Origin of the sequence: Lysobacter gummosus, assembly GCF_001442805.1 — a bacterium.
GTDB classification, from domain to species: Bacteria; Pseudomonadota; Gammaproteobacteria; order Xanthomonadales; family Xanthomonadaceae; genus Lysobacter; species Lysobacter gummosus.
The window spans coordinates 5,512,290-5,537,869 of sequence record NZ_CP011131.1 but is presented as its reverse complement, the minus strand read 5'-3'; the positions used below and the strand labels follow the sequence as shown (position 1 = coordinate 5,537,869).

Genomic DNA, 25,580 nt, shown 5'->3' with positions numbered 1-25,580 from the left:
GCCCACCCTCCGGTGAAAGGAGCCGGCAGAATAGGCCTGGGTACGTTAGCGCGCCGCGTACGCGCGTCAGCGTCGCGGCATGACGGGCGTCATGCCGCGCCGGCGGCGAATGAATGCGGCGTTGCGCCGCCGGCCGGGAGGACCGGCAACGGCAACGCGGGCGAATCAGCCCGCCCGCAACAGGCGCATCACCTCAAAGCACGCGCCCATGGTGTGGTAATCGGTCTTGCCGGCCGGACTCTTTTCGTCGTCGTACTTGCGGTTGTGGCGATCGAGGATGCGATACCACGCGCCGTAGCGATGATCGACCATGTGCTGCCACGCATATGCCCACAGCTTGTCGTACCACTGCCAGTACAGGTTGTCGCCAGTGCGCGCGCCCAGCAGCGCGGCGGTCGCCAGCGATTCGGCCTGGACCCAGAAGTATTTGTCGTCGTCGCAGACCGAGCCGTCCGGCGCGAAGCCGTAGACCAGCCCGCCGAATTCGTCGTCCCACGAACGCGCGATGGCGACGTCGAACAAATGCCGCGCCGTCGGCACCAGCCAGTCCGGCGCGTCGCCGCGCGCGCTCAGGTGGCGATCGAGGATCAACAGCAGCTTCGCCCATTCGGTCTGATGGCCGGGCTGGAAACCCCAGGGGCGGAACAAGTGCTTGGGATCGTCGCGGTGATAATCCCAGTCGATGTTCCAGTCGCGATCGTAGTGTTCCCACACCAGGCCGTCGGCCTTCGCCGCCTGACGCTGGGTCATGTTCTGCGCCAGGGTCAGCGCGCGGTCGAGATAGCGCGCCTGACCGGAGGCCTCGAACGCCGCCAGCATCGCCTCGCACATGTGCATGTTGGCGTTCTGGCCGCGGTAATCGCTGAAGTTCCAGTCGGCGTCGGCTTCGTCGCGGTACAGGCCGTGCTGCGGCTCCCAGAAGCGCGTTTCCAGCAGCTCCCAGGTTTCGTCCATCCACGCGGCGGCTTCGGCGATGTCGGCCTTGAGCGCGGTTGAATAGGCCAGCAGCACGAACGCGCCGCCGTAGCAGTGGTTCATGCGGTCTTCGGGCGCGCCGTCGCGGATCGTCCAGGCGTAACCGCCGGTCTGCGCGTTGCGGTGTTTCTCGCGCAGATAACGCAGGCCGTGGCGGGCGCGTTCGCGGTAATCGTCGCGGCCGAACTCGATCGCCGCCATCGCGTAGTTGAAGACGAAACGCGTGCTGCTGACGAGGTGACGGTGCGAGGCCTCGTACACCGTGCCGTCGTCGCGGAAGTAATGGAAGAAGCCGCCGTCCGGGTCGAGCGCGACCGGGTCGTAGAACGCCATCGTGTCCTGGACGTGCGCGCGCAACACTTCGGCATCGCGGAAATCGGGCAGCGGGTGCAACGGAAGATTCATGATTGTTCCTGCATCAGTCGTTCGACATCGGCCGCGCTGGGCATCGCCGCGAACGCGCCGTGGCGGGTCGTGGCGAGCGCGCCGGCCGCGGCGGCATAGCGCAGCGCACCGACGAAGTCGTCTTCGCGCTGCAGGAAATCGGCGAAATTGGCCGCGCTCACGCCCAGACTGGCCAGGCGCTGCAACAGGCCGCCGACGAACGCATCGCCGGCGCCGGTGGTGTCGCTGGGCGCGACCCGGAAGGTCGCCGCTTCGCCGCGGCGGGTGCGGGTGAACCAGCGGATCGGGGTGGCGCCGTCGGTGATCAGCACGCAGGTCGCGTATCCGTGCCACAGCCGCTGCAAGGCGGCTTCTTCGCCGCCCAGGTGGCGGGCGAGGAATTCGAACTCGCTGCCGCACAGCTTGATCAGGTCGGCTTCCAGCAATGCCGCCAGCAATCGCGGCGCGGGGTCGACGTCGGCCGGCCACAGCGACGGCCGCAGATTCATGTCCATGCTCACCAGCGCGCCGGCCATGCGCGCGCGGCGCATGCCCGCCAGCGTGGTCGCGGCGATCGCTTCTTCGGTCAGGCTGTTGGAGCACACGTGGAACACGCCGGCGCCGTTGAAACTGTCGGCGCGGAAGTCCGAATCGCGGAACAGCAGGTCGGCGGCGGGCGGGCGGTAGAAACTGAAGCTGCGCTCGCCGTCGCCGTCGAGCGAAACGAAGGCCAGCGCGGTCTTGGCTTCATCCGTACGCAGGATGTGGCGCGTGTCCACGCCATAGTGGTCGAACTGCTCGGCGAGGAAATCGCCGAACATGTCCTGGCCCAGCATGCCCAGGAAGCGTGCGTTGCCGCCCAGGCGCGCGGCGGCGACGGCGACATTGGCCGGCGCGCCGCCGGCGTATTCGACGAAATGGCGCGGCTCGCCCGCGGCGGTGGCCGGACGTGCGAGAAAATCGATCAACGCCTCGCCGAAGCAGACGATGGCGGCGTGGGCGGCGGCGGCGGCGGCCGGCGGTGCAGCGGACATCAATGCATCACTCCTGAAGCTTGCGTGCTGGTGTGCTGGCCTTGTCCTGCGCGGATGCGCGAACCGCTCAGGCCGTACCAGACGATGAAGACGTAACACACCAGCGGAATCACGAACGAGTGCTGCACGCCGATGACGTCCGACAGCGCGCCCTGCGCCAGCGGAATCACCGCGCCGCCGACGATGCCCATGATCAGCAGGCTGGAGGCCTTGCTGGTCATCGGGCCGAGGCGCTCGATGGCGATGGTGAAGATGGTCGGGAACATGATCGAGTTGAACAGGCCGATCGACAGCACCGCGTACATCGCGATCGAACCCTTGGTGGACATCGTCACCGCCAGCAGCGCGATCACCGCGACGGCGAACAGGGCCAGCAGCTTGCGCGCATCGGCCACGCGCAACAGCGCCGCGCCGATGAAGCGGCCGACCATCGCGCCGCCCCAGTAATACGCCAGGTACTTGCTGGCGATGGCGTGATCGAGGTTGCCGATCTCGGGCGCGGAGATGTAGTTGATCAGGAAGCTGCCGATCGAAACCTCGGCGCCGACATAGACGAAGATCGCGATCACGCCGAAGAACAGATGCTTCTGGCTCAGCACCTCGGTAAAGCTGTGATGCACCGGATCGGCGCTCTCGGTGGCCTCGACCAGCGACGGGATGCGCATGGTGTAGACGAACACCGCGAGCAGCAGCAGGCAGCCGGCGATGATCATGTACGGCATCTGCACCGACGCGGCTTCGTGCGCGCGGTAGGCGATCTGCTCGGCGACCGGCTTGGCCGCCAGTTCGTCCAGCGTGAGCACGGTGCCGGACAGGATCAGCGGGCCGATCACGTACGGAAACACCGTGGTACCCAGCGAATTGAGCGCCTGCGCCAGGTTCAGGCGGCTGGGTGCGCCGGCCGGATCGCCGAGGAGGCTGATGTAGGGGTTGGCCGAGACCTGCAGCAGGGTGATGCCGCTGGCGAGCACGAACAGCGCGCCCAGGAACAGCGGATACGAGGGAATGCGCGCGGCCGGAAAGAACATCGCCGCGCCGATGGCGGCGACGATCAGGCCGATCACGATGCTGTTCTTGTAGCCGAACTTCGCCACCACCTTGCTGGCCGGCAGCGACATCAGGAAGTAGGCGCCGAAGAAGGTCGACTGGATCAGCATCGACTGCGCGTAGTTCATCTGGAACACGGCTTTGAGATGCGGGATCAGCACGTCGTTGAGGCTGGTCAGTCCGCCCCAGGTGAAGAAGATGATGGTCACCACCGCGAGCGCGGCGGTGTAGGACATGTCGCGACGACTCATGCGGACTCTCCGGGCGGCGGAACAAGCACCTCGCTGCTGCTGCGTGCCTGCAGCCGGACGGGGGCAACGGTGTGGGCGTGCGGCAGCTCGGGTTCGCGCAGACGCTTGAGGATCAATTCGGCGGCCTGGCGGCCGCGCGCGCGCGGATCGACCGCGATCGTGGTGAGCGTGGGCGAGGCGACAGAGGCTTCGGGAATGTCGTCGAATCCGACCACGGCGAAGTCGCCGCCGGCGCGGCGTCCGCGCGCCACCAGTCCGGCCATCAGCCCGAGCGCGACCGCGTCGTTGTAGCAAACCGCCGCGGTCGGCGCCGGATCGCGCACGAACAGCGCGCCGGTCTGCTGCGCGGCTTCAAGGCGAGTGGGGGCGCATTCGACCAGCCACTGCGGCTCGGGCTCCACCCCGGCTTCGGCCAGCGCCTCGCGATAGCCCTGGCGGCGTTGCCGGCACGAGGACGAATCGCGATGGCCGCCGAAGAAGGCGATGCGGCGATGGCCGCGATCGAGCAGATGCCGCGTCGCCAGACGCGCGCCGTGGGTGTTGTCCAGGGCGAGGAAGTCCCACGCGGTGCCGTCGAGCTCGCGGTTGAACACCAGCACCGGCGTGCGTTCGCCGATCTGCTGGCGCACCCGCGCCCCGTCGCTGCCTTCGGCGGGCGACAGGATGATGCCCGCCGGATCGTGCTCCATCAGCGAGGTCAGCACCGCCTGTTGGCGTTCGACCGACTCGTTGGTGCTGCCCAGCAAGGTGACGAAGCCGGCCGTGGCCAGCCATTCGTCCACGCCGGCGGCGAATTCGGCGAAGAACGGGTTGGACAGGTCGTTGATCACCAGGGCCACGCCGGTGGACACCTTGCGGCGCAGATTGGCGGCGCCTCGGTGATAGACGTAGCCTTGGCGCTTGAGCTCGGCTTCGACCCGGGCGCGGGTGTCGGAATGGACCAGCGGGCTGCCGCGCAGGACCAGCGAAACCGTCGCGCGCGACAGGCCGCAGGCCCGGGCGATATCGGCCAGGGTGACCCGGCCTCGGGGGGCGGGCGCGTCGTTCATCAATGACACCTCGCAAACAATGGACGGTCGGGACGCATGGCAGGGCGTGGTCGCGTGCTTTTGGATCGTTCTAAATGCCGTCATCCTGCGGCTTAGGCCCCGTCCCTGCATTCTGCAATGCAGCATGAACGCGGCCGGGGCCCGTGTTAGCTTGCCCTGATTTAGAACGATCTAAAAGTGTCGGCCCGCGCAAAACCCAGCGACGGCCGGCCGCTTCCCCTGTTCCCAGCCTTCCCCCGCTTTGTATCAGACGGAGTGCCCTGGATGACCCGGCCGACCCAGCCTTCTATCGCCCCCGGCGCCCCGCGCGCGACCTACGCCCGACCCTGGTTGCGCCGGATCGGTGCCCTGGCGCTCGGCCTCTGCGCCTGGAGCGCCGTCGCCGCCCCCGCGGGCGAGGCTGGCCGGCGCGCCTTCGAGGCGGTCGATCCCTTCATCGGCACCGGCGGCGAAGGTCACACCTTCCCCGGCGCGACCGTGCCCTTCGGCATGATCCAGCTCAGCCCCGACACCGAGATCAAGCCGCGCAAGGAGGCCTACGGCTGGGCCGCGGGCTATCGCTACAGCGACAGCAGCATCGTCGGCTTCTCGCACACGCACTTCTCCGGCACCGGCCATTCCGACCTGGGCGACGTGCTGCTGATGCCGATCGCCGGCGAGGTCAAGCTCGAACGCGGCGACTCCAAGATCGCGCGCAGCGGCTATCGCTCCAGCTTCCGCCACGACAACGAAGTGGCGCAGCCCGGCTATTACGCGGTCACCCTCGACGACTACAAGATCCGCGCCGAACTCACTGCCAGCGAGCGCGTCGGCGTGCATCGCTATCGCTACCCGAAAGGGCAGGCCGCGCACGTGCTGATCGACCTGCGCACGAGCATGTACGACTACCCCGGCAAGGTGCTGTGGTCGCGCCTGCGCCTGCGCGCCGACGGCACCGTCACCGGCTTGCGCGAAACCCGCGGCTGGGCGCCGGGCCGACAACTGTATTTCGCGATGCGCTTTTCGCGTCCGCTCAGCGGCCACAGCTTCAACGACACCGAGGCCGATGTCGTCTACAAAGGCTTCCCGCCGCCGGGCGAAAAAGATCCGAGCAAGCGCGCGCAGATCGAAGGCCGGCAGATCGTCGGCAGCTTCGATTTCAAGCAGGCCGAGGGCAAGGACCTGATCGTCAAGGTCGCCATCTCGCCGGTCAGCGAAGACAGCGCCATCGCCAATCTGGACGCGGAAGTACCCGGCTTCGATTTCGACGGCGTGCGCGCGAAGGCGCGCGAGAGCTGGTCGCAGGCCTTGTCCGCGATCGACGCCGACGCGCCCGAACCGATGCGCAAGAGCTTCTACACTGCGCTGTATCACACGCTGATGGGCCCGAGCCTGTTCATGGACAGCGACGGCCGTTACCGCGGCCCGGACAATGCCGTGCACGAAGCGAAGGGCTTTCGCTATCACTCCACGTTCTCGCTGTGGGACACCTATCGCGCGCTGCATCCGCTGCTGACCCTGGTGCAGCCCGAGCAACGCAACAACGACTTCGTCAATTCGCTGCTGGCTTCGCGTCGCGACAGCCCCTACGGCATCCTGCCGGTGTGGGCCTTCCACGGGCAGGAAACCTGGTGCATGGTCGGCTACCACGCCGTGCCGGTGATCGCCGACGCCTACATGAAAGGCATCCGCGGTTACGACACGAAGGAAGCGCTGGACGCCATGGTCGCCAGCGCCAGCTACGGCCCGTACGACGGCATCGCCCAGTACATGGAGCTGGGCTACGTGCCGATCGACGAAGAAGGCGAGGCGGCGTCGAAGACGCTCGAATACGCGTTCGACGACTGGACGATCTCGCGGGTGGCCGCCGATATGGGCCGCAGGGACATCGCCGCGACGTTCGAAAAACGCGCCGGCAACTGGAAACACGCCTTCGACGCGAAGACCGGATTCATGCGCGCGCGCAAGCGCGACGGCAGCTTCCGCGAGCCCTTCGACCCCACCGTCAGCGGCTACGGCAGCGACTACACCGAAGGCAACGCCTGGCAATACTCATGGTACGTGCCGCAGGACGTCGCCGGCCTGAGCCGCTCGCTCGGCGGCGACGCCAAGCTGGTGGACAAGCTCGACCAAGTCTTCGACGCCAAGGTCGATCCGAAAATCTTCGAGCACATGGAAGACATCACCGGCCTGATCGGCTGGTACGCCCACGGCAACGAACCCAGCCACCACGTCGCCTATCTGTACGGCTACGCCGGCCAGCCCTGGCGCACCCAGGAGCGGCTGAAGCAGATCATGGCGACCCAATACGCCCCACGCCCCGACGGCCTGGCCGGCAACGACGACCTCGGCCAGATGTCGGCCTGGTACGTCTTCACCGCCCTGGGCTTCTACCCGGTGGCTCCGGCCAGCAACGAATACGCCATCGGCCGGCCGTTCCTGCCGCGCGCCACCCTCAACCTGCCTAACGGCAAGCGCTTCAGCGTGATCGCCGAGGGCCTGGACGAAGGGCACACTTATATCGGGTCGGCGACGCTCAATGGGCAGCCGTTGAATCGCAGCTTCCTGCGCCACGAAGAGATCGTCGCCGGTGGAGAGCTGCGTTTCACCATGCAGGCGCAGCCGAACAAGCAATGGGCCAGTGATCCTAAGTTGCGGCCGTATTCGATGAGTGCAGGGCGGTGAGGGTGGAGCGATAAAGGAATCGATGCGAGTCGATCGCTGAGTCGATCCACGCAGAGCCGGCCGGTCGCGGTCTTGCCCGGCCGGCCTCTCATGTTGCACGGGCTCGCAAGTGCACAGATCCGCCACAGAAACGGCCGGGAAATTCGTCCCGGCCCTTGCGTCCGCGCCGCCCGCGGCTTACGCCCGCCCCTCGCAACCATTAGAATCTGCGCTCGCGCGGGCCTATAGCTCAACGGTTAGAGCAGAGGACTCATAATCCTTTGGTTCCAGGTTCGAATCCTGGTGGGCCCACCACTGTGCCGCGTCGAACCGTTTTTTGACCCCGTGCAGTGATACGAAAAAACGCCTTATTTCCGGCTATTTCTGCAATAGCCTGTGGTTTCGGAGAGTCGGCGCAAGGCCGGTTTCGACCCGGAAATAGCCCGATATTTCCTCTCCTTCTCCCTTCCTGTGGTCTCGGAACCAAAGGCCTGTTTTTTTGGGTCTTGTAAATCAATGGGTTAGCCGTGGACTTTTTTGCGAGTTTTTCGGCGATCAACAGGTCAACCAGAACGCCACGCCCACTCTCCGAAACCACAGGCGCGGAGATGGAGAGTCGTCTACCGGGTCGCCCACCCGCGCCATCCACCGAACCGCCTCGGACTGGCTGCGCATGTTGACGCAGCGGCCGATGCCGAAATGGCGCAGGTACAGTCCGGTGCAGGCTCCCCAGCCGTCGGCCTACTTGCGCGGCAGCCGCCACCGCGGCCCAGGCCTACCGCTCCAGCACGATGATGTGCGCGATCCTTGAAGTCGTTTTGGGCCGAGTTGGCCCAAGCGTAAGCGGCGTATGCATTGCGGTGGCCATGCACGGCATGGCAGGTCCAGCGATCTCACGGGCTGCGACCGGCCGTCGCGGGCGGTGAGAGTCTCAATCCTCATTGTGTCTGCCGCGCGGCATCCGATTAACATAGATTTCGCCAAGGAGGCATGGTGGATGGGATCAACCTTAAGCCAGCGTGGCCGTTGCGAAGGCTAATTTACGTCTTCCTACATGGCATCTGTACAATGCGAGGGAGCGCGAACAAATGCAGGCTCAGCATATGGGCAAGATAAATCCCGCAATTTTGAGGTGGGCCAGAGAATCTTCCGGCCTCTCGGTAGAACGTGCCGCCAAGAAAATAGGCCTTGGCGCAACAAAGAAATCCGCTAGCGCAGACCGTCTTAAACGGCTCGAGGAAGGAGAGGATGATCCCACACGCCCACTCCTCGTGCGGATGGCAAAAGTCTACCACCGGCCACTCATTTCTTTTTATTTACGCTCTCCCCCTGTACAAGAGGACCGGGGTGCGGATTTTCGAACGACCCCAGAGAAGTCCACGGACGAAGAGCCGCAAATCGATGCACTTATTCGCGACGTTAAAGCTCGTCAATCCCTATTGCGCGACCTCTTAGAGCGTGAAGACCACGAGAGCAACGTTGTCACCGGAGCGCTATCCAATAAAGATGGCTTGATTGGAACAATATCTAAGCTATCCAAGCTGATCGGCTTTGATCTGGGGTTATTCCGCGCCAAGCCTGATGTCGATTCCGCGTTTCAGTACGTTCGCGACTTGGTGGAGCGCAGCGGCGTGTTTGTTCTTCTGATAGGCGACTTGGGCCACCACACTTCTACAATAAGCCCGAATGCGTTTAGGGGGTATGCACTTTCTGATCCGATCGCACCTTTTATAGTTATCAACGATAAAGATGCCCATTCTGCATGGGTCTTCACATTGTTGCATGAGCTTTGCCATATAGGCCTTGGCGAGACTGGGGTAAGTGGAGGCATGCTAGAGGGCGCGATCGAGAAATTCTGCAACGATGTCGCAAGCGGAATGTTACTTCCACCAGACGATTTGGCTACATTGGTGCTGCCTGGAAATTCCAGCATCGACGATGCGGCAAGAGTCATTACGGAGTTTGCACTCGCGCGAAACCTCAGTCGCGCGCTGGTTACCTACCGCCTCTTTCGCGCGAAAATTCTTACAGAAAACGATTGGACCACTTTAGCTGATCGCTTCAAGCGGGAATGGCTAGTAGCCAGGGAAGAAAAGAAAGCGCGCGCCAAGGCTAAAAAATCCGGCCCAAGCTACTACGTCGTCAAACGGCATAGGGTGGGGCAAGGCTTGATGCGGGCGATTAATCGCGGACTACTAGAGGGCAATATTACCCCTACTAAGGCCGGCCGCGTGCTGGGGGTGGCCCCACGGAATGTCGCCACCTTACTGAGTACAATAGGTCGCGCGGCATGATCTATCTTGTTGATGCCAACGTTTTGATAAGCGCCGCCAGAACCTATTATAGATTTGAGTGGGTTCCAGAATTCTGGGCGTGGTTAGCGCACCACTGCGCATCTGGGGCCGTGAAGATGCCGATTGAGATATTTGAAGAGCTCAAGGCCGGCACCAATGATGGTGAAAATGATGCCCTGTATGATTGGGTAAACACACCAGAAAATAAGAAGAACATTCTCCTGCCTAGCGCGGTCGACATTGACCTAGTCCAGCACGTTCTCGATGTGGGATACGGCCCTAATTTGACAGATGTTGACACGCAAAAGATTGCACGCGACCCGTTTCTAATCGCTCACGCGTTGAGTGCGGCCGATCTGCGACGCGTTGTGACACTTGAAGGTAAGGCGGGCAGTGAGAGCGCTCCCCACAAACGCACTATCCCGGATGCCTGCGACCGAGTTGGCGCGATTAGCTGCACCCCTTTTGACATGCTGGTTGCACTGAACTTCTCGACAAACTGGAAGAAGAAGTTTTAGCTGAGCAATTCCGGAACCCCGCGCCGGCCGATTCTTTTGCTGTGGAACGGTCGTGCATGACTTGAGTTGCAGCTAGCCAATCCTAACGGCGCCGACGGCGGTCGCCCCAGTCACCAAATGAGCGGCAACAGCAGCAAAGTGCATGTCGCCGCCGGGCCGACCTCTGCGGGATCCGCGCCGACCCACAGCAGATGCTGCACTTGAAGTCCTCGACGACAGCCACGCTTAGGCACCGCACTGCTACTAGGTGTGGTTCCGATGCTCTTTGGCCGCAGCAGCCAGAAAGTTGCAGGCTTCCCCCATGATCGCGCACTGTGGGCGTCGGCCGTCTGAGAGCGGCGATAGCCGAGGTAACTGCCCTTCTGAGTACCAGCAGCGCCGTCGTTTGGGCTGGTGCGCATGCCACTAGGCCGCGGTCCCGAAACCTGGCCCCAATGGCGGTGAGGCCGTCCGCGAGCTGAATCGCCCGGGTTTCATAGACGCTCTATCTGTTCCTGCTGACTCAAGCCGAAGCCGCTCGCGGATCGGCCCAATTTAGGCGGCTGACCTCGCATGAACACTTTCGCAATCGTTCCAAAGTACACAGTCGCGCTGGAGCTTCTGGAGCGAGCAATCGAGCTCTATATGCGTGGCGACTCGTATTACGCGGCTCTGCACCTTGGAGGTGCTGCGGAGGAAGTGCTCGCTGTCTACGTTCGAGCGATGCCACCTTCGGCGTCCAACGGTCAAAGGGCTGCAGCCGACCAATTTAAGGATGCCTTTCTTACCTTTTCCTCGCCGGCCTCGCCCGAAGAACGAGCCGGAGCGGAAAGGTGGATTCATAACCGCATGTTCGATGCCAAAAACTCGGTCAAGCATAAGCGAGGCAGGAAAGACGAAGCCGTAGACTTTGACGCCGAGCAAGAGGCCCATGATGCTATCGATCTAGCAATATCAACCTACTTCCAGCTCTTCTCATACTTGAATCTTCCGTGCTTGGCATGCATCAAAAACTTTGATGCCAAAGGCCGCAATAAGCAGGGTACGGGTGAGGCCTAACAATTCATTCAAGCCGAAGCCGCTTCGCGGCTCGGCACAACTTAGACATCGGACCTCTGCAGATCATGTCGATTTCTGTAAAGACGCAAAAGATGCTGTGGGGACGGGCCGCGAACAGGTGCGCAATCTGTCGCAATGAGCTGGTTATGGACGCAAGTGAGACGGACGATGAATCAGTTGTTGGAGAGGCATGTCACATTGTTGCTTCCAGCCAGGATGGCCCTCGTGGCGATTCCCCGCTAACGCAGGAGCAGCGTGACAAGTACGCAAACTTGATCCTCTTATGCAACATACATCACAAGCAGATCGACGATCAGTACCTTGCCTTCTCGGTTGAGAGACTCGTCACCCTCAGAAGAACTCATGAAGACTGGGTAAGAAGCCAGCTAGGATTCGACACTGCGAAACAGCGCGATGACGAATTCTATGCAGGGATCACCGATGACTGGGCGTTGCGCATTGATCTTGACAATTGGCTTAACCGTGCCTCTCCAATTCTGTGTAACGGCCAGCCGTCGATCGATAAGGAACTCCTCCAAGCGCTTGAAGATATAAGAGCCTGGCTTCTCTCAAGGCACTGGCCAGGACGATATCCTGCTATTGAGTCCGCCTTTGTCAATTTCCGGCTTGTCGCTCAGGACTTCTGCATGACTTTCAAAGAGCATGCCGCGCCCAGGTGGGAAACGTCGTTTCAGACGGAGAAGTTCTACAAGATTCCGCAATGGGACCCAGTCCTCTATCGGAAACTTGGCGATAGCTTTGACTACCACGTCGCGCTCGTGTGCGACCTGATGCTGGAGCTGACGCGATCCATCAACTATGTATTCTCATCAGTTCGCGATGGCCTGATGCCGAGCTATCGATCTCAGGAGGGGGTTGTACTAGTTCAAAGCGGCCCACTCATGGACCTTTCCTACACGACATACCGGGTTGAGTATCACGACGCAGAACGTACTGCGCGCCCCTACCCAGGATTAGCCCAGTTTAAGATTGATCGTGGGAGCAGAGATGTTCATTTTGGCGAGGAGCGGGTGGAGGTCTAATAACTTATTCAGGCCGAAGCCGCTTCGCGGCTCGGCTCTATTCGGGCGTTAACGTTGAATGGACAGTTCGATATGACTGAAAAACGGGAAAGGTGGCGGAGCAACGCGCCGAGATGGCTTTCCGTATTAGAAAGGGATTTGAATGAGTGCGGAGGGAACGACCTCGTTGTGCCTTATGCACAAGTCGCTTTAGCATTCCCTTCGGTTGAGCCAAACCCACAATCGTTTGACAGCCCACTGATCGAGCACAATCAGCTCAAGCAGTGGGCATCGGAACAAGGCTGGCAGATTCGCCCTGCGCCTGAAATGGCTCCAGAAGGGAGCGACTCCAGTCGTCCGCCTGTTCGCTTCACCAAGCGGGGCTGACAATTCATCCAAGCCGAAGCCGCTTCGCGGCTCGCCTCGATTCAGGCATTAGGTGCATGTATGGGCATAGATGTCTTTTGGAAAGATGAACAAGGGAAAGTTCTCGGGGTCGTCGAAGATAACGGCGCGCTCAGCAAGCTCAGTAGAGTTTTCTACCGCCAATCCAGCAGTGTCTGTCTACGGTATATTGATCCAGCGGGGGATGCCTGCTTCAATCAGCAACAGCTTTCCGTACTACTAATGGAGCTGCGTCTATTGTTACCTGAGATTACTGACGCAAGACCACGTGAGCATCTACAGGCCATCATGCGGCTGTTGGAAGGAGCTGAGATGGTGCATACCTATATTTGGTTCATCGGTGACTAAGCGCGCACTTGGCAATTCATTCAAGCCGAAGCCGCTTCGCGGCTCGGCTTAATTCAAGGATGAGACCCCACATGCTCAAGAAGTTCAAATTCCCTTTGATCTACATCCTGGAATTGGCGCTGTGGTTCCCGCTGTTCGCAGGCTTCGTTACGGTCGTCGCTTTTATTGCGGCCGAGCCAATCGCAAGCCTTGATCTCGATGGCAAGTCGCTGCCGCCGACGTGGGAGGCTGCAGTCGCGAACCACGGCAAATATCTTGAGGGGTATCTCATCGCCAACCACCCGGTGGCGTTTACTCTTGGTGTGTTACTCCTGGTCGGCTCGGCCGCTGCGCTCTATCAGGTACACAAGGCAATGCTGTTCCAGCGCCAATCGGACGGCGCATCTCGCGCAATGGCCCACAACATCGCGCATGTCTGTGTAGGAGCTGCTGTGCTCGCCTTTGGTTACATTGCAGCCATGAATCTTTTTGTGGGAGTTTCACCGGTCTGAGCCCGTTTGAGCCGAAGCCGTCTCGCGGCTCACAAATGAGCCCCAGCAATAGCCTTGTGGCGATTACCACCCCAGCCACGAGCTCGGATGCTAGCTCCTGTCCACTAAATCCTGGTAGCTCCAAATGCAAAACGTTCTGCAGCGATTTGAAGAAGCTTTCACCGCCATGCCTGACATCCAGACTGCACTCATAGTTCTATTCTTCGCTTTCTCCGTAGTTGCGGGCAATGCTGTCTTCGCTCTGCACTACCGTCGGGTTGGCAAGCCGGTCTTACGCTCTCTTTTTAATCCCACCAGCTTCCCATTGCTAAACTTCAACACCCGTGAGTGGCTGCTGCTCCTCAGCGTGGCTGCCGTATCCATTGGCATTATTGTGCTGGCCGCGCTTTCCGGGTAGTGCGCTCGGATTTGGCGTCTTTCTCCGACTGAAGGCGCTTCACGGCTCGGCTTAACTCAGGCGTTAAGCGCTAAATAGAGGGTCATCGCACGTGAAACTCGCTACTAAGATGATCGCCCTGGTTCTAGGAGTTGCGGCTACTGGATACATAAGCTGGTGGTGGCATCACGTAGCTCATTACTCAGAATGGGTTTCACGCATTTCAATCGGCGAAACGGAGGACAAGGTTCTGGCAGTTGTTGGTCGGCCCGTCATGATCAACTCTCCTCCATATCCCATGTGGTGCAGCGGATCTGACCTCTCGCATGAGTACATGTATGGCACCGCTGTTTTCGCAAGTTGGGAAGTTGTCGGTTCAACAAACACGGAAAGGTTGTGTGTAAGAAGGAGGTCATTATTGGAACAGCTTCGATTGGAGCACGTTTGGTCACGAGGTGGGACATGATTTGTTAGGGCACCCTGACAATTTGGCCCCCCGGAAAGAGAGGCCAACAGTAATGGGAACTGATTACAGCACGGTGCCTGCGTTCAGCGTTTCGGCGTGGGATATAGCGAGACTGCTTGAAAGGTGGAACGTCGAGGAATGCGAATGCAATTGATCCAGTACATCGTGATAGGTGCCGTGTTGCTCCTGTCTGGTTGCACCAAGCCTAACTCTGATAATCAGGAGGTTAAGGGTGAGCGGTCAGCGAGCACCCGCCTGACAAGCAGGGAGTTGCTTTCGACGAGCCTATATCCGGTGAGCACGTACTATGGAGTTTGCCTAAAGGACGCGGGCATCATTCGCGGCGCGCTTCGTAATGGTATGCGCGGTTATCCCACGGTTGGCGAATTGTTGGCTTACGGCGCGGAGTTGAAAATTGCTGTTGGCAAATTCGGCACTGAGCCGAACTCAACCTCAGAAAGGATTGCCTCCTCCCCAGGGCGGGCGGTGCATGTGATTCAAACAGAAGGGAGGCGCAGTCTTTTGGTATCCGATTTCGATGACTCTGGCAACATGGTCAGTGTTGAGTTCGAAAGCGCTGATCCCAAGGGGTATGGTGCCGCATTAAGCCTAGCCAATAGTGTAGTTGCATGTAGTCTGGTACCTGCTTCCATTGAGGCAGGACTTCAGTAAGTTTAACCCGTGTAAGGCGGAATGAATTCCGCCCTATAGCAACGTAAATACCGTCTTATCCAACTGCGCGTCGAACGGCCTGCCTGACTTGAACCCGCGTAAGGCGGGTCTCGACTCGCCGCATTGAAGTGTTGAAGCCCCGCCAAGTGCGGGGCTTCTTGTTTTAGCCGCCTGAGGCGCCGTATTGCTCAGCGAGTTGCCGTGTGCTCGGCGACTTCAGAGTACGCGTGGTTGGCCGGCATCTTTGAGACGGAAGCCGGCTGATCATATAGTTGAAGATTTGGGGTCGCATCAGATCAAACTAAAAGGGCTGAGCTCCGCGACGTACGGAGCCCAGCCCTCAACGCCTTAGTTGTCCGTCCAACTCTCAGCCCCAAGGGGCAGTTAATTGCTGGAGTCTGATGGATGTGCCACCACATTTTTAGGGCGCGATTTGCTTATTCAGATCGGCATCATCGACCGACTCACACGATCGTGGTAACCGCTTAGTCGCCGGTTCAGTTCTCGGCTCCGTCGTCACCGCGAAGTCAGGTTCGACGTTTTGGCGATGCCGCAACGATGGAAGTATGGTAGCGGCGCCAAAAGCTCACTGCTCTAACTCCTTTAAAAAATCAGCGGCATCTTCAACTCCTCCTTCGGCGGCCTCTCTGATCAGGCTTTTTGCCTTATCCCGACTATTTTCCCGCTGGTCGTCAAGAAGAATCAATCCATATCTAAATTTCGATCGCATATGTCCTTGGGCGGCGGCCGAGCTGAAGAGTATTTCAGCCCGATTCATATCACGGTCTATTACATCACCGCTTTCATAGTGCGTGCCAAGAGCATACATGGCGGGGGCATAGCCAAGCATCGCAGCGTCGTTCAGCAGAGAGACGCTGCGCATTTCAAAGTCGGCATCCGATTCCGAGTCGGCGACACTAAATGTCGAATAAAGATAAATCGCCTCCGGCACTAGTAGCCTTATGAGAGGCTCAAGAATACCCTTTGCAACGGAGCAGCTTCCGGAATTTATTTCCTCAATTGCGGAGTCGAGTTGCTGCCTTAAGTAGTAGTTGGTCATGCAATTGAGCTCAGTTTGAGTGTGGAATTATGCGGTCGCCCTTAGGAGAGGTGCACCTGCATTGAACGTGATGCACAGACTTGGCTCCTAGCGCGTCTTTAGCGCTTTTTTCGGCTGCTCTCTTAGCTGTCTGAACATCAGGGCCCTCACCATAACCGAATGCAAAATCTTGGTCATCAATTGAGCAATTATCTGCGCTTCTGCCATTTCTGTCCGCTCGACAGATACATGTATATTTTCCACGCATCCGTTCAGGATAAGGTACCACCCTCGATTGCTTTGTGGGTGTGTCACTCGGAATCGAAAGAGCCATAAGAACCGGGCTCGCAAATCGCGAACCAGCCAATAGCCATCGAAGATCTGGGAGAACTGGGCTAACGGGAGCCACTACTGCCGCCAAGCCACTAGGGTCCGAATAACGTATTGGGTTCCCGGCAACATAAGCATATGTGTTCATGCCTCCATTCAAACCAATAGGATCACTCTGGATGTAGCGTCCTATGGTCGGATCGTAGTCGCGGAAGTAGTTGTAGATGAGTCCACTGCCGGGGTCGAATCGTTGTCCCGGGAACCGCATGTTGAACACGAACGCGGCGCCGTCCAGATCCGGATCTTGATTCGGAGGACTGTTGCCGAAGACTTCGTTCTTCGCATCCCAGGTCCAGATCGCAACATTCCGGGTGGGGTCGATGACCGCGCGTGGCGTTCCTAGATGATCGGTCTCAACATACCTGATCGACTGCGTTGAGCCGCTACCGAACAGTAGGCCCGCCGGCACGCCGTCGAACCAAATCGCCTGCTGCTTGGCTACGCCATCGACGTCGTAGTCGCCGATCCAGTTACCGCTCTCGTCGTATAACGTGTAGGTATCAATGGTGCTGGTGGCGCCGTTCGTTACTGCGACACGCTCTCCGAGCGCGTTGTAGCGATAGTTCGCTTTAACCACGCTAGCTTGCTTGACTTGGGTCAGACGGTCATTGGCGTTGTACGCGTATTCCTTGGCCGTACCGCCGATGGCGATGGTATTTCCGACAGCGTTGTAGCTGCGGCTGGTGGTGCCGCCGCCCACTATGTTGATGCTGCCCAAGCGGTGATTGGTGGTTGGATAGACGTAATCTTCCTGGGCTGTGCCACGAATCAATTTCTTCCGATTGCCCGTCAGATCGTACTCGTAGGTCTCGATCGCGGTACTCGTCGGGCCGTCGCGGGTCGCCGTCAGTCGGCTCAGCGCATCGTAGTCGTACTTCGCCAAGCTGGTGCTCAGCAGGCCGTCCTTCAGCTCCTTAATCTCGCCGACCTGGTTGTAGACGTAGCCGAGGGACAAACCACCGCTGGCCGGGTCGCGGATTGACTTGGTGCGATAGTCCAGATCCGAGTCGATCATCACGTAGCGGCCGTTGCCATAGGTCCAACCCAGCGACGGTCCAAAGGGCTGATAAATGGTGCCATCGAGCAACTTGGTCCGGACACCGCCGGCCGGCGTGACATGAATATCCAGGATGCGGCCAAGGTTGTCGCGCCAATAGTCGGCCACGGCACCATCAGGATATGTAATTGCTTGAAGCAGGCCTGCCTTGTTGTAGGCATAGCGCAGGGTGAAGCTCTTGCCGGCGACCGTCTGCACCTTGCGGACGACTTGCCCGAAACGGTCATAGCAATACTGTAGTTCCGTACCTTCGGCGCGCATGGCGGTAACGCGACCCAGGGCAAAAGCTTCATCGGTGGTGCAGACCGCGTTGACGGTGTCGTAGTCATACTCGACATCGGCCGGACCGACGGTGGTGTAGAAGATCGCCGTCGGTCGATTCAACGCGTCGTAGGTGTATCGATGCGCGACGGAATCGTTGGCGTCCTTCTTGGTCGTGGGCAGACCTGCCGCGTTATAGGTGTAGTCGGTGACGCCGGTGTCCGGGCTAGTGAGCTTGGTTTGATCGCCGAAGCCGTTATAGGCATAAACAGTATTCAGCCCCTTCGGATCCGTGACCTTGGTGACCTGATCGAGCGCGTTGTACTCCATGACGGTCTTCACCGCCAATCCACCAACATCTTGCAACGTCGCAGACAGTCGATTGAGCGGATCGTAAGACTGGCTTGCCTTGCGGCCCAAAGCATCTGTGATCAAATCGGCGTTGCCATTGGCGTCATAAGTGAAGCCGGTCGGGTTCTGCGATGCGTCCTTGGTCGTGATCAGCTGTCCCAGTGCGTCGTAGACCCGGGACAGGGTATGGGTCAGTTGGCCGCTGCCGCTGCGGTTCTCCTGTTTCTTGATGTTGCCGGCGTTGTCGAGCGTGTAGTCGATTATCTCGCCTGAGCTGTTGCTAATGGAATTTAAGCGGCGTGCGTTGTCGTAGTCGAAGTTGACTGGCGATTGTCCCGGCAAGGTGACAGTTTGTACCGGGCCATCCAGGTAATAGGCGACCTCGGTAATGCGGTCGTCTTGCTGGGAGTTGTCGTCCGGTCCACGCACCTTAGTCGCGGTGAGCCAACCACGCGGGTTGTAGGTGAAGTCGGTGACGAGGCCATTGGTGTCCACCACTGACAGCGGGCGGCCGTCAGGGTCGTAGCCCACGATTTCCGTCGCCCGGCCCAGCGCGTCGATGGTTTTGCGCAGATCACCCTTGCGATACGTGCAAAGCTCCGGGGTCGCCGTGCAGACCGAGTCGTCGCTGCCGTAGTACTCGAAGCGGGTGACGTCGTTAACGTCGGTCCGAGGACCGTCCACCGACTTCAATAGGCCAAGCACAGGACACGGGCTGTTGCTGGCTGCGACGTCAGCGGCCTCGCAGTACGCGTAGGTCGTGGTGCGAACTTCGTTACTGACCGTGTCGCGCACGCTTACGCTGGCCGGCTGCAGGCGGGCGTTGCGCACGATGCGGGTTTCTTGGTTGCCGACCTTCGCCAAGATCGGGCGATTGCTGGCCACATCGGTTACGGCAACGCTGATCCGCTGCTGGGGTGTTCCCTTGGCCTCGGTGACCGTATGGGTCCGTGCCGGCGCCCCGGTGACCAGATCGTTGGCTTCGGTGTAGGCATGCTCGGTCACAATGCCTTTGCGGTCGGTGGTGGTAGCTACGCGACGACGGAAGTCCGTCTCTTCGTCGTAGTACGTGGTTCCGGCCGTACCACGGCTATCGGTCAGGTCGCTGATCTTGCGCGGCGCCTCGCTTGGGGGAGCGCTAGCTAGTCCCAATGTGGTCTGTTGCCCCAGTGCATTGGTGATGATGGAGCCCCCTTCTTCGGGATAGCTCAACGTCACGCCGTCGGCACCGCCATCGTGCTGACTGGAGATCACCCGGCCCTTGGCGTCATAAACGAACGTGCTGAAGCGCCTGTCGCCCTCGATGGTTACGCCGGTCAGATAGCGCGGAAAGCGCGTGTCCTCGTAGTGGTAGCGTCGATTCGTGGAGTTCGCATAGGTCGCCGTTTCGATCTGGCCGCCCGCCGTATAGGCATAGGTAGCCAGCGCCCGCCCGGACGAGCGGATCGCCGCGATGGGGGCGTCGCCGTTCGAGGCGGCATAGTCGAACGCCAAACTGCGGCCGCTGCTATGGGTGATGGTGCTGAGCCGACGCGCCGCGTCGTAGGCATAGGTCAACGACGTCCCGCTTTCGAAGCGCTGTTCCAGCAGTCGGCCATCGGCGTCGAAACGCAGCACTCGGTCGCTGCGATAGACCCACCATTGATCGCCATCTTTGACGGCTCGATCGCCGCGGCCGTCATCGCTCTCATAGATATCGCCCACCGGAGTGAATGAAATCTGGGAACCATCGGCTTCGACCAGGCCGACGTGCACGGTGTCGTCCCAACTGGTCGGGTCCTTGCCCGCGGTCAGGCGCAGGTTGTGCGAATGCGTCCAGCCGTCACCGAACCCGCCCATCGGCGTCGAAGTGAGTGAGTGGAAGTACCGGGTGAAGCTGATCCAGCCCAGATCGAAATCGGTCTCCGGCTGCATCTTGTCGCCGGTTGACGGGTCGCAGGGATTACCAACTTTGCACTGTCCCCGCGCAAGCACCGGGGCCGAGTAAATGGCCGAGTCGCCACTGGCGAACAGGTCTCCGCCAGAACAGGCCTGCTTCTGAGGATCCCATTGCAGGAAACTGGGGCAGCCGACACTGCGACCGGCGCCGATGCCATAGCTGTCGCCAGTGAAGGTAATGGGTGTACAGGTACCGGACAACCCGCTTTGGTAGACCACGGTGACGGGGAAGAATTCCTGCCGCAGAGTCACGCCGTCGTCCCAAAAGGTCCTTTGGCTGCTCGGATGCACGAGCACCGTCGTATTGGGCGCGCACCCTGTGGCGACACTCTCCTTGTCGTAGTACGCCTTCGTTTGCGCGACGGCACTGTCCATGGAAGGTGCGTTGAACACGCGGGGCATTACGAATGAGTAGTCCCATTCCCCGACCTTTGGCGGCATGGGCGTTATGCCGTACCAGTAGAGGGTCCGATCCTTCAGGATCAAACTGTCCTCACTCCGGAACTTGAGCATGGGGCCATCGGGCACGTTGTCCACAACGTCCCTTTTGATGGCCTCCTGGGTTTCGTACTCGCTTATGAAGGGGCTGCCGACCGCGTCGGAGGTACTCCAGACCTTCTCGGTTTCCTGCGCCACGGCCCCACTGGAAGTGAGCGCGACGAGCAGGGCCACTGCGGCCATCCACAGGTGCCGCAGCGTCCGCCCTGGCGGGCTTTGATGGGGCGACGGTCTTTGCGCGATAACGCACTTGGATCTTGCATTCACGAGACAACTCCTTTTGGCACGGTGCAACAGCACAGGCAGGGGCCTGTGCCTAGGGAGGCGGTATGAACAGACGCAAACAGCCGTTCCCGAATGGGCGGCTTTTCAAAAGCAGCAGATCGAGGCGCACCATAGGACATTTCCATGTCAGCGCGAGATAGGGCCACGGGATCCGTGTGGCGGTGACGGACATCATTCTCCAACCCAGTGTCCATGGCAAGCGTCTCGGGGCGTGAGAACCTGGGGCGGCAAGCGAACGGTGCTTCGATATGCTCAGTCAGGGCGTCATCGTGCTGGCTGTAACAAACCGTGCATTTGAGCTGACCGTCGGGGTCGATCACCCGAACCTGCGTCGGCAGGCCCTGATATGGAACTGCCGGGCTTGAGTCGTTTGGTGGAAGTGGCGTGCCCTATCCTCGATTCCTCCGCAGTGAGAAGTGGCAGAGGCATGTATCAAAAGGATTTGGGGCGCAGGTTCTCCAGTCCATGCTTGAAGCAGTTCGTGCCCGCATGAGCTATAAATTGCCCAGGGCTCCGTAGGCACCTGATATTCAACGCGGCAGCCGAAGCCGCTTCGCGGCTCGGCTTACTTCAGGCGTTAGCTATGAGAGTCCGACTACAGCCGCCCAACGCTCAGGACGCCTTCTACCTAATAAAGGCAGACGAGTTCATGCGCGTTGTTGATCAGCCTGATCTTGCACAACGCAACTCTATAAAAATCGAGAATGCGTACCATCAGCATTGGCTGTCGGAGTGCCGGGACGGCAGCTACCTCTTTCAAGCCGCACAATTCTATCTTACTCAGGGTGCTGCAAAGTTCATTAATGGCAGGCACCGGACACTACTACCCTGCCAGCATTTGACCGAGATCCCAATGGCGCTAACTAACATGGACGGACATCCCATTTGGTCCGCTCGTCCGCATCAGGCTAGCCTAGATAGTCTTAGCCAGATGTCCGTTCGCAAGTTGACTGGGCAAGTTGACTGGGCAAGAGATGTTTGACTTTCCTGATCTGCCAATGAAGTACCTTGGTTATGATCACAACATAAGCAAATAGGTCAGCACTTCGGCCTCTCGCAGCTTGTGGATGATCTCTTCGGAACTAAAGCGCTTCTTGGGCATGGTCCAAATCTCCTTGGTCATAGTTTATGAACAATCGATCTAGATCAGTTTTTTCAGGTCAGGTCAAAGCCAACTTGGAGTTACCAGAATTTCGTGGACACCTATCCGGCCGGCTAAATTCGTCGTTTCGAACTCATTCGCACTGGCATCGCCGAGGCAGACCTTCCTTAGCTCGGACCGGCGTCGAACGGGAAATCGCACGCGATGGTTCACGTGAGCAATGCTCAGGGTTCCAAGCGTCAATTGGACGTCACGCCAACCTGATGCGCACCAACCCGCTTGCAGGCTGACCTAGCTTGGCCTTGCGCCTCGTGCACAGACGCGGGAACCACTTCAGATATCAGTGCGGATGCCAGCGGGTGTCCACGAAATCCTGGTAACTCCAACTGCCCGACCGGAACAAAGCCAATTGATAAGGTTGGCCTAAGCAAGGATGATCTTCACAGCGTTAAAGATGGAATAGACGCGGGCCCCAGGACTGGGTTGGCATTAGTCCGGATGTGCATGTTTGGATAAACGAAGACGGAGAAGCCAGTGATCAAGGTCCTTACGAAAGTTACATTCCATGATCAACTCTGAGCGATACAGGATGTCACTTCGAATTACACACCCGAGCATTGTCAGTGAACATGTAAGTAAGGAACTCGGGCTCGTTCCAAAATTTTCTTACACGTCTGGCGATCAGAAACTGACACCAAAAGGCGGAGAATTACCCGGCATAAGGAAAGACTCGTTCTGGACCTACGAACTTGCAGCAACGGATGAACCATTCGAGCACGCGGTGGAAAAGTTCACTTCGGCACTGAAGGAGAAAAAGTCATTCTTGGAGAAAATCACCGAAACAGGGGGGCGTGTAGAGTACTTTGTTGGTTGGTTTACGACAGGAAATTCTGGGTTTTCATTGGAGCCTCATCTGCTAAGTCAGCTCGCAGCCATAGGAGTCAACTTGACGATCAATGTCTACGTTGAAGATACTTAGCAAAAGCCGGTAGCAATCGAGCTGTATCTCTATTTACGTATCGGAAGGCCCCGGCAACGGGGCCTTTCTTTTTCGTCTCGGTCATTCAAGCCAGCACGTGATCTTCTTCTCTGCAAGTTGTTGACCGAGGGCGCAGACTCTAGGATCAACGAGCAACTGCGCGACGTCCTAGGGCCTGCAATTTGCAGAAGAAGATCACGCGCCGGCTTGAATGGCCGAGTCACGATCGCTGCAAAAAAAGAAAGGCCCCGTTGCCGCGGCCCCACTGATGCTTCAGCCTGGACTTGACTGGACTTGATACGCTAAATGCTGCTGCATAGCGTTAGCAAAACACCGGTGTGCCGAACAGCATTCCCGCTGTTGATCCGACGATGTTTGTCCAAGCAAAAAAGCGAGGCTGCCACCTTATGAGCACTTAGAATATTTGTTCGCTAGCGAAGTTTAGTGAGAGGCTGGCCACTGACGAAAATGTCGCATACCCGAAGCAAGACGCTAGTCATATCGCCTAAGGATTGAAGGGTGGCCTGGATGTCTTGCCATTCAAGATCGCCGAGACCGGCGCCGATCCGTGGCAACACGATCTCACGTACCTTGCGATCCTCGGCTAAACGTACCATTTCGGATAATGATTTTTTGACGGCCCAATATTCCGCCTTAGTCCTCCAGCTTTGTTGTGTCCCCAAATTGAATATCGAGATGTTTTCTTGCTCCCAGAGAAAAACATCGCCCAGTTTAAATTCTCCGACGGCACATCTGCGGCGATATTCCTGATACATGGCCGGCCAGTGTCTTCGAAAGGAAACGGCTATTCCTTTTCCCATGGCGCCCGCACAGTTGCAGCCATGTGCAAAAGCAATAACGTCCGGTGTTGAAAATATATCGCCGATCTCGAGGCTTAATGGCATTAGAGGTTGATTCCGGTTGTGGCCTTGCGCCACACCTCAGCAAATTCGCTCGGCTCTATTTCATGTTCGGGACCAAGATCAAGAGACGATACAGGTTGATCCGCAATCACAAACCGGTCGTCACTCTGGCCGACGCGATCACTCCAGACAATAGTAGGGCCATATATCTCGACTTGCCTTACTACCAAGTCATCTGCTACCTCCATATAAGCCGTGCCCTCGCCCAGGTCAGAATCGGCCCAATGCTTATAATATTTAATGTTCATGGTGAAAGTGTAGTACCTGATCTAACTATGCGGCCTGGAATATTCAGTGGCGCGGTACCAATCCCCACGTCTACCTGGATACGATGGTCTTGCTCGGAAGCATTTCGACGCGCTATCCCGATAACCTGAGATGGGTATTCGCGTTTGGCGCATGTGTGGCAAGCATCTCTTGGTTCATGACGCTCGGTTTCGGCGCCAGACTGCTACAGCCGGTCTTCCGCAACCCGAAAGCTTGGCGCGTTCTTGATGGGCTAATCGCAGTCTTCATGTGGGCGCTGTGCGTCATTCTTCTGATCCGGCCGCTCCATTTAGCGGCTAGCTGAGCAATCAGTGCCTCCGAGATACGCCTGGCCGCATCGCGCTAATCTGACGCCCGAACAGATCATGCCCCTGACTTCGGAATCCGCTCATGCAAGCTCTCTTGAGAACATGCTGATAGAAGCAACAACACTAGTAGCTGCTGAGAATGCGCTCCCTGGCGAGCCGCTGCGTCAGTCACTTCCGGCCTACGCTAGCCCCAGAAGCAACAATAGGGGTCCCGCCAGACCTCCTCCACCAGTTCCGGCAAGTCCTCGGCTTCCAATAGAGGGCCGTAGCCCTGCCACTTGCCGCTGGCCCGAAGCCAGAACAGCAGCCAGACTCGACGCGTCCGAACGTACCGGAACTTGGCGATCGGGATCTCGATGATCTCGTCGGGATCGTCATAAGCCGGTCTCGCGGAATAAACCTCGATGGCTTGGTCCACCACGCGGTAAAGGACATCCCCGCCCGATTTCACGTGAGGGCTGTGGCGAGGCTTTAGAAGCCTCGCGATGACGTTCTCAGCACGTTTGCGTTCAATGTCGTTGAGCATGGGGCTAGTTTAGCGGCGCCACCCCGGTAGCGGTGGCGCTCAGGCCTTACTGACCAGCCAGCTCAGCGGCGATCAGGCGCCCCTGGCGGTCGAGCCATCGTGCGACCCAGCCCGATGCGGCGGCCGCGGTGCGAAACGGCCGGTCGATGTGCGCCGCGCGCGCTTGGTGCCGGCGAATGGTGGCGAGGCAGCCATTGTCCTGGTCGCCAATCGTGGCGAGCCAAACGTCGGGGTTGATATCGGGGACGACGACCAGGTGCCGCGCGGTGGCGGGTCCTTGTGCTTCCCAGTGAAAGCCGCGCGGCAGCGGCTGTAGCGTGCTCTGCGTGTCCATGTGGCGAGCTTGCGCTACGCTGGTCGCGTCAGCCGAGACTCGATCAGACCATGCCGAATAACCGCTCCTGGCGCATCACCGCAATCGACAACCTGGGCGTGCCAAGACGCATCTGGTGCAAGGCGATCGAAGTCGCTGGGGTTGAGGTAGTGACCCTGTATACGCAGGACGGTCGGGCTCTGGAGCGCATCGATCGCGGCCATTATCGTAGCGACGACGATATCGAGTACTTGTCGCGCGACGAGGATGCGCCATAGCGAAAGGTCGAGGCATCGCTTGCCCAACAAAAAAAGCGCCGACTGCAGCAAA

The 25,580-nt window shown here is 59.2% G+C and carries 21 protein-coding genes, 1 tRNA gene and 1 pseudogene; 13 read left to right on the top strand and 10 right to left on the bottom strand.

Annotation, left to right across the window (positions count from 1 at the left end; translation table 11 throughout):
- Window positions 1-165: 165 nt before the first annotated feature.
- From LG3211_RS22480 to LG3211_RS22465, 4 genes are read right to left on the bottom strand one after another with little or no spacing between them, the layout of a single operon-like run.
- Window positions 166-1,380, bottom strand: a complete 1,215-nt coding sequence (locus LG3211_RS22480; RefSeq protein ID WP_057944787.1) for an AGE family epimerase/isomerase — start codon at window positions 1,378-1,380, stop codon at window positions 166-168.
- Window positions 1,377-2,393 carry a carbohydrate kinase family protein gene (locus tag LG3211_RS22475; RefSeq protein ID WP_057944786.1) on the bottom strand — a complete coding sequence of 339 codons (1,017 nt, stop codon included), beginning with the start codon at window positions 2,391-2,393 and terminating at the stop codon, window positions 1,377-1,379. The genes LG3211_RS22480 and LG3211_RS22475 overlap by 4 nt, the downstream gene beginning before the upstream one ends.
- A complete protein-coding gene (locus tag LG3211_RS22470) occupies window positions 2,393-3,691 on the bottom strand; it encodes a sugar MFS transporter (RefSeq protein WP_057944785.1) in 1,299 nt (432 codons plus the stop codon). Before LG3211_RS22470 ends, LG3211_RS22475 begins: the two co-directional genes overlap by 1 nt.
- Complete coding sequence (locus LG3211_RS22465) at window positions 3,688-4,740, bottom strand: LacI family DNA-binding transcriptional regulator (RefSeq protein ID WP_057944784.1); 1,053 nt, start codon at window positions 4,738-4,740, stop codon at window positions 3,688-3,690. Before LG3211_RS22465 ends, LG3211_RS22470 begins: the two co-directional genes overlap by 4 nt.
- 264 nt (window positions 4,741-5,004) lie before the next feature.
- Here LG3211_RS22465 and LG3211_RS22460 point away from each other — a divergent pair, with 264 nt between their 5' ends.
- The 10 genes from LG3211_RS22460 to LG3211_RS26100 all read left to right on the top strand — a co-directional run bounded on the left by LG3211_RS22460 (window position 5,005) and on the right by LG3211_RS26100 (window position 15,013).
- Complete coding sequence (locus tag LG3211_RS22460; protein WP_083512770.1) at window positions 5,005-7,404, top strand: GH92 family glycosyl hydrolase; 2,400 nt, start codon at window positions 5,005-5,007, stop codon at window positions 7,402-7,404.
- A 218-nt stretch (window positions 7,405-7,622) separates the two neighbouring features.
- A tRNA-Ile gene (locus LG3211_RS22455) sits at window positions 7,623-7,698 on the top strand.
- 773 nt (window positions 7,699-8,471) lie between these two features.
- On the top strand, window positions 8,472-9,677 hold the full coding sequence (locus LG3211_RS25210) for an ImmA/IrrE family metallo-endopeptidase (RefSeq protein ID WP_083512769.1): 1,206 nt from the start codon (window positions 8,472-8,474) through the stop codon (window positions 9,675-9,677).
- Window positions 9,674-10,195: a DUF4411 family protein gene (locus LG3211_RS25205; RefSeq protein ID WP_083512768.1), complete on the top strand. Its 522-nt coding sequence runs from the start codon at window positions 9,674-9,676 to the stop codon at window positions 10,193-10,195. The genes LG3211_RS25210 and LG3211_RS25205 overlap by 4 nt, the downstream gene beginning before the upstream one ends.
- A gap of 552 nt (window positions 10,196-10,747) precedes the next feature.
- Window positions 10,748-11,233 carry a hypothetical protein gene (locus tag LG3211_RS22450; RefSeq protein WP_057944783.1) on the top strand — a complete coding sequence of 162 codons (486 nt, stop codon included), beginning with the start codon at window positions 10,748-10,750 and terminating at the stop codon, window positions 11,231-11,233.
- Between the two features lie 146 nt (window positions 11,234-11,379).
- Window positions 11,380-12,276: an HNH endonuclease gene (locus tag LG3211_RS22445; RefSeq protein ID WP_187313083.1), complete on the top strand. Its 897-nt coding sequence runs from the start codon at window positions 11,380-11,382 to the stop codon at window positions 12,274-12,276.
- Between the two features lie 426 nt (window positions 12,277-12,702).
- Entirely contained in the window at window positions 12,703-13,008 is a 306-nt protein-coding gene (locus tag LG3211_RS22440; protein ID WP_057944781.1) for a hypothetical protein, read from the top strand.
- 71 nt (window positions 13,009-13,079) lie between these two features.
- A complete protein-coding gene (locus LG3211_RS22435; protein WP_057944780.1) occupies window positions 13,080-13,499 on the top strand; it encodes a hypothetical protein in 420 nt (139 codons plus the stop codon).
- Window positions 13,500-13,623: 124 nt separating this feature from the next.
- Entirely contained in the window at window positions 13,624-13,896 is a 273-nt protein-coding gene (locus LG3211_RS22430; protein ID WP_057944779.1) for a hypothetical protein, read from the top strand.
- Between the two features lie 589 nt (window positions 13,897-14,485).
- Window positions 14,486-15,013, top strand: a complete 528-nt coding sequence (locus LG3211_RS26100; protein ID WP_148649103.1) for a hypothetical protein — start codon at window positions 14,486-14,488, stop codon at window positions 15,011-15,013.
- Between the two features lie 586 nt (window positions 15,014-15,599).
- On the opposite strand, the gene LG3211_RS22425 is transcribed toward LG3211_RS26100, so the two are convergent.
- Both LG3211_RS22425 and LG3211_RS22420 read right to left on the bottom strand, forming a co-directional pair.
- Window positions 15,600-16,073, bottom strand: coding sequence for a tetratricopeptide repeat protein (locus tag LG3211_RS22425; protein ID WP_057944778.1), 474 nt, complete (start codon window positions 16,071-16,073; stop codon window positions 15,600-15,602).
- A 10-nt stretch (window positions 16,074-16,083) separates the two neighbouring features.
- Complete coding sequence (locus LG3211_RS22420; protein ID WP_187313082.1) at window positions 16,084-20,721, bottom strand: RHS repeat-associated core domain-containing protein; 4,638 nt, start codon at window positions 20,719-20,721, stop codon at window positions 16,084-16,086.
- A gap of 1,778 nt (window positions 20,722-22,499) precedes the next feature.
- Between LG3211_RS22420 and LG3211_RS25200 the strand changes: the two genes are divergently transcribed.
- Window positions 22,500-22,913: a DUF4279 domain-containing protein gene (locus LG3211_RS25200; protein ID WP_083512767.1), complete on the top strand. Its 414-nt coding sequence runs from the start codon at window positions 22,500-22,502 to the stop codon at window positions 22,911-22,913.
- 431 nt (window positions 22,914-23,344) lie between these two features.
- Here LG3211_RS25200 and LG3211_RS25195 read toward each other — a convergent pair whose 3' ends face one another.
- The gene (locus tag LG3211_RS25195; protein ID WP_083512766.1) at window positions 23,345-23,818 is read right to left on the bottom strand and encodes a macro domain-containing protein; all 474 of its coding nucleotides are present in this window, start codon (window positions 23,816-23,818) and stop codon (window positions 23,345-23,347) included.
- Complete coding sequence (locus tag LG3211_RS25190) at window positions 23,818-24,084, bottom strand: hypothetical protein (RefSeq protein ID WP_083512765.1); 267 nt, start codon at window positions 24,082-24,084, stop codon at window positions 23,818-23,820. Before LG3211_RS25190 ends, LG3211_RS25195 begins: the two co-directional genes overlap by 1 nt.
- Window positions 24,085-24,143: 59 nt before the next feature.
- On the opposite strand from LG3211_RS25190, the pseudogene LG3211_RS22415 reads away from it, so the two are divergent.
- Window positions 24,144-24,407: pseudogene (locus LG3211_RS22415) on the top strand (LysE/ArgO family amino acid transporter); the annotation flags it as partial.
- Window positions 24,408-24,595: 188 nt separating this feature from the next.
- Here LG3211_RS22415 and LG3211_RS22410 read toward each other — a convergent pair.
- Together LG3211_RS22410 and LG3211_RS22405 are read right to left on the bottom strand one after the other, a co-directional pair.
- Complete coding sequence (locus tag LG3211_RS22410; RefSeq protein ID WP_083512763.1) at window positions 24,596-24,937, bottom strand: DUF3024 domain-containing protein; 342 nt, start codon at window positions 24,935-24,937, stop codon at window positions 24,596-24,598.
- 46 nt (window positions 24,938-24,983) lie between these two features.
- Window positions 24,984-25,271 (bottom strand): hypothetical protein, encoded by a 288-nt coding sequence (locus LG3211_RS22405; RefSeq protein WP_057944775.1) that lies wholly within the window; start codon window positions 25,269-25,271, stop codon window positions 24,984-24,986.
- Between the two features lie 50 nt (window positions 25,272-25,321).
- Here LG3211_RS22405 and LG3211_RS22400 point away from each other — a divergent pair, with 50 nt between their 5' ends.
- Window positions 25,322-25,528, top strand: coding sequence for a hypothetical protein (locus tag LG3211_RS22400; protein WP_057944774.1), 207 nt, complete (start codon window positions 25,322-25,324; stop codon window positions 25,526-25,528).
- The last annotated feature ends 52 nt before the right edge of the window (window positions 25,529-25,580 follow it).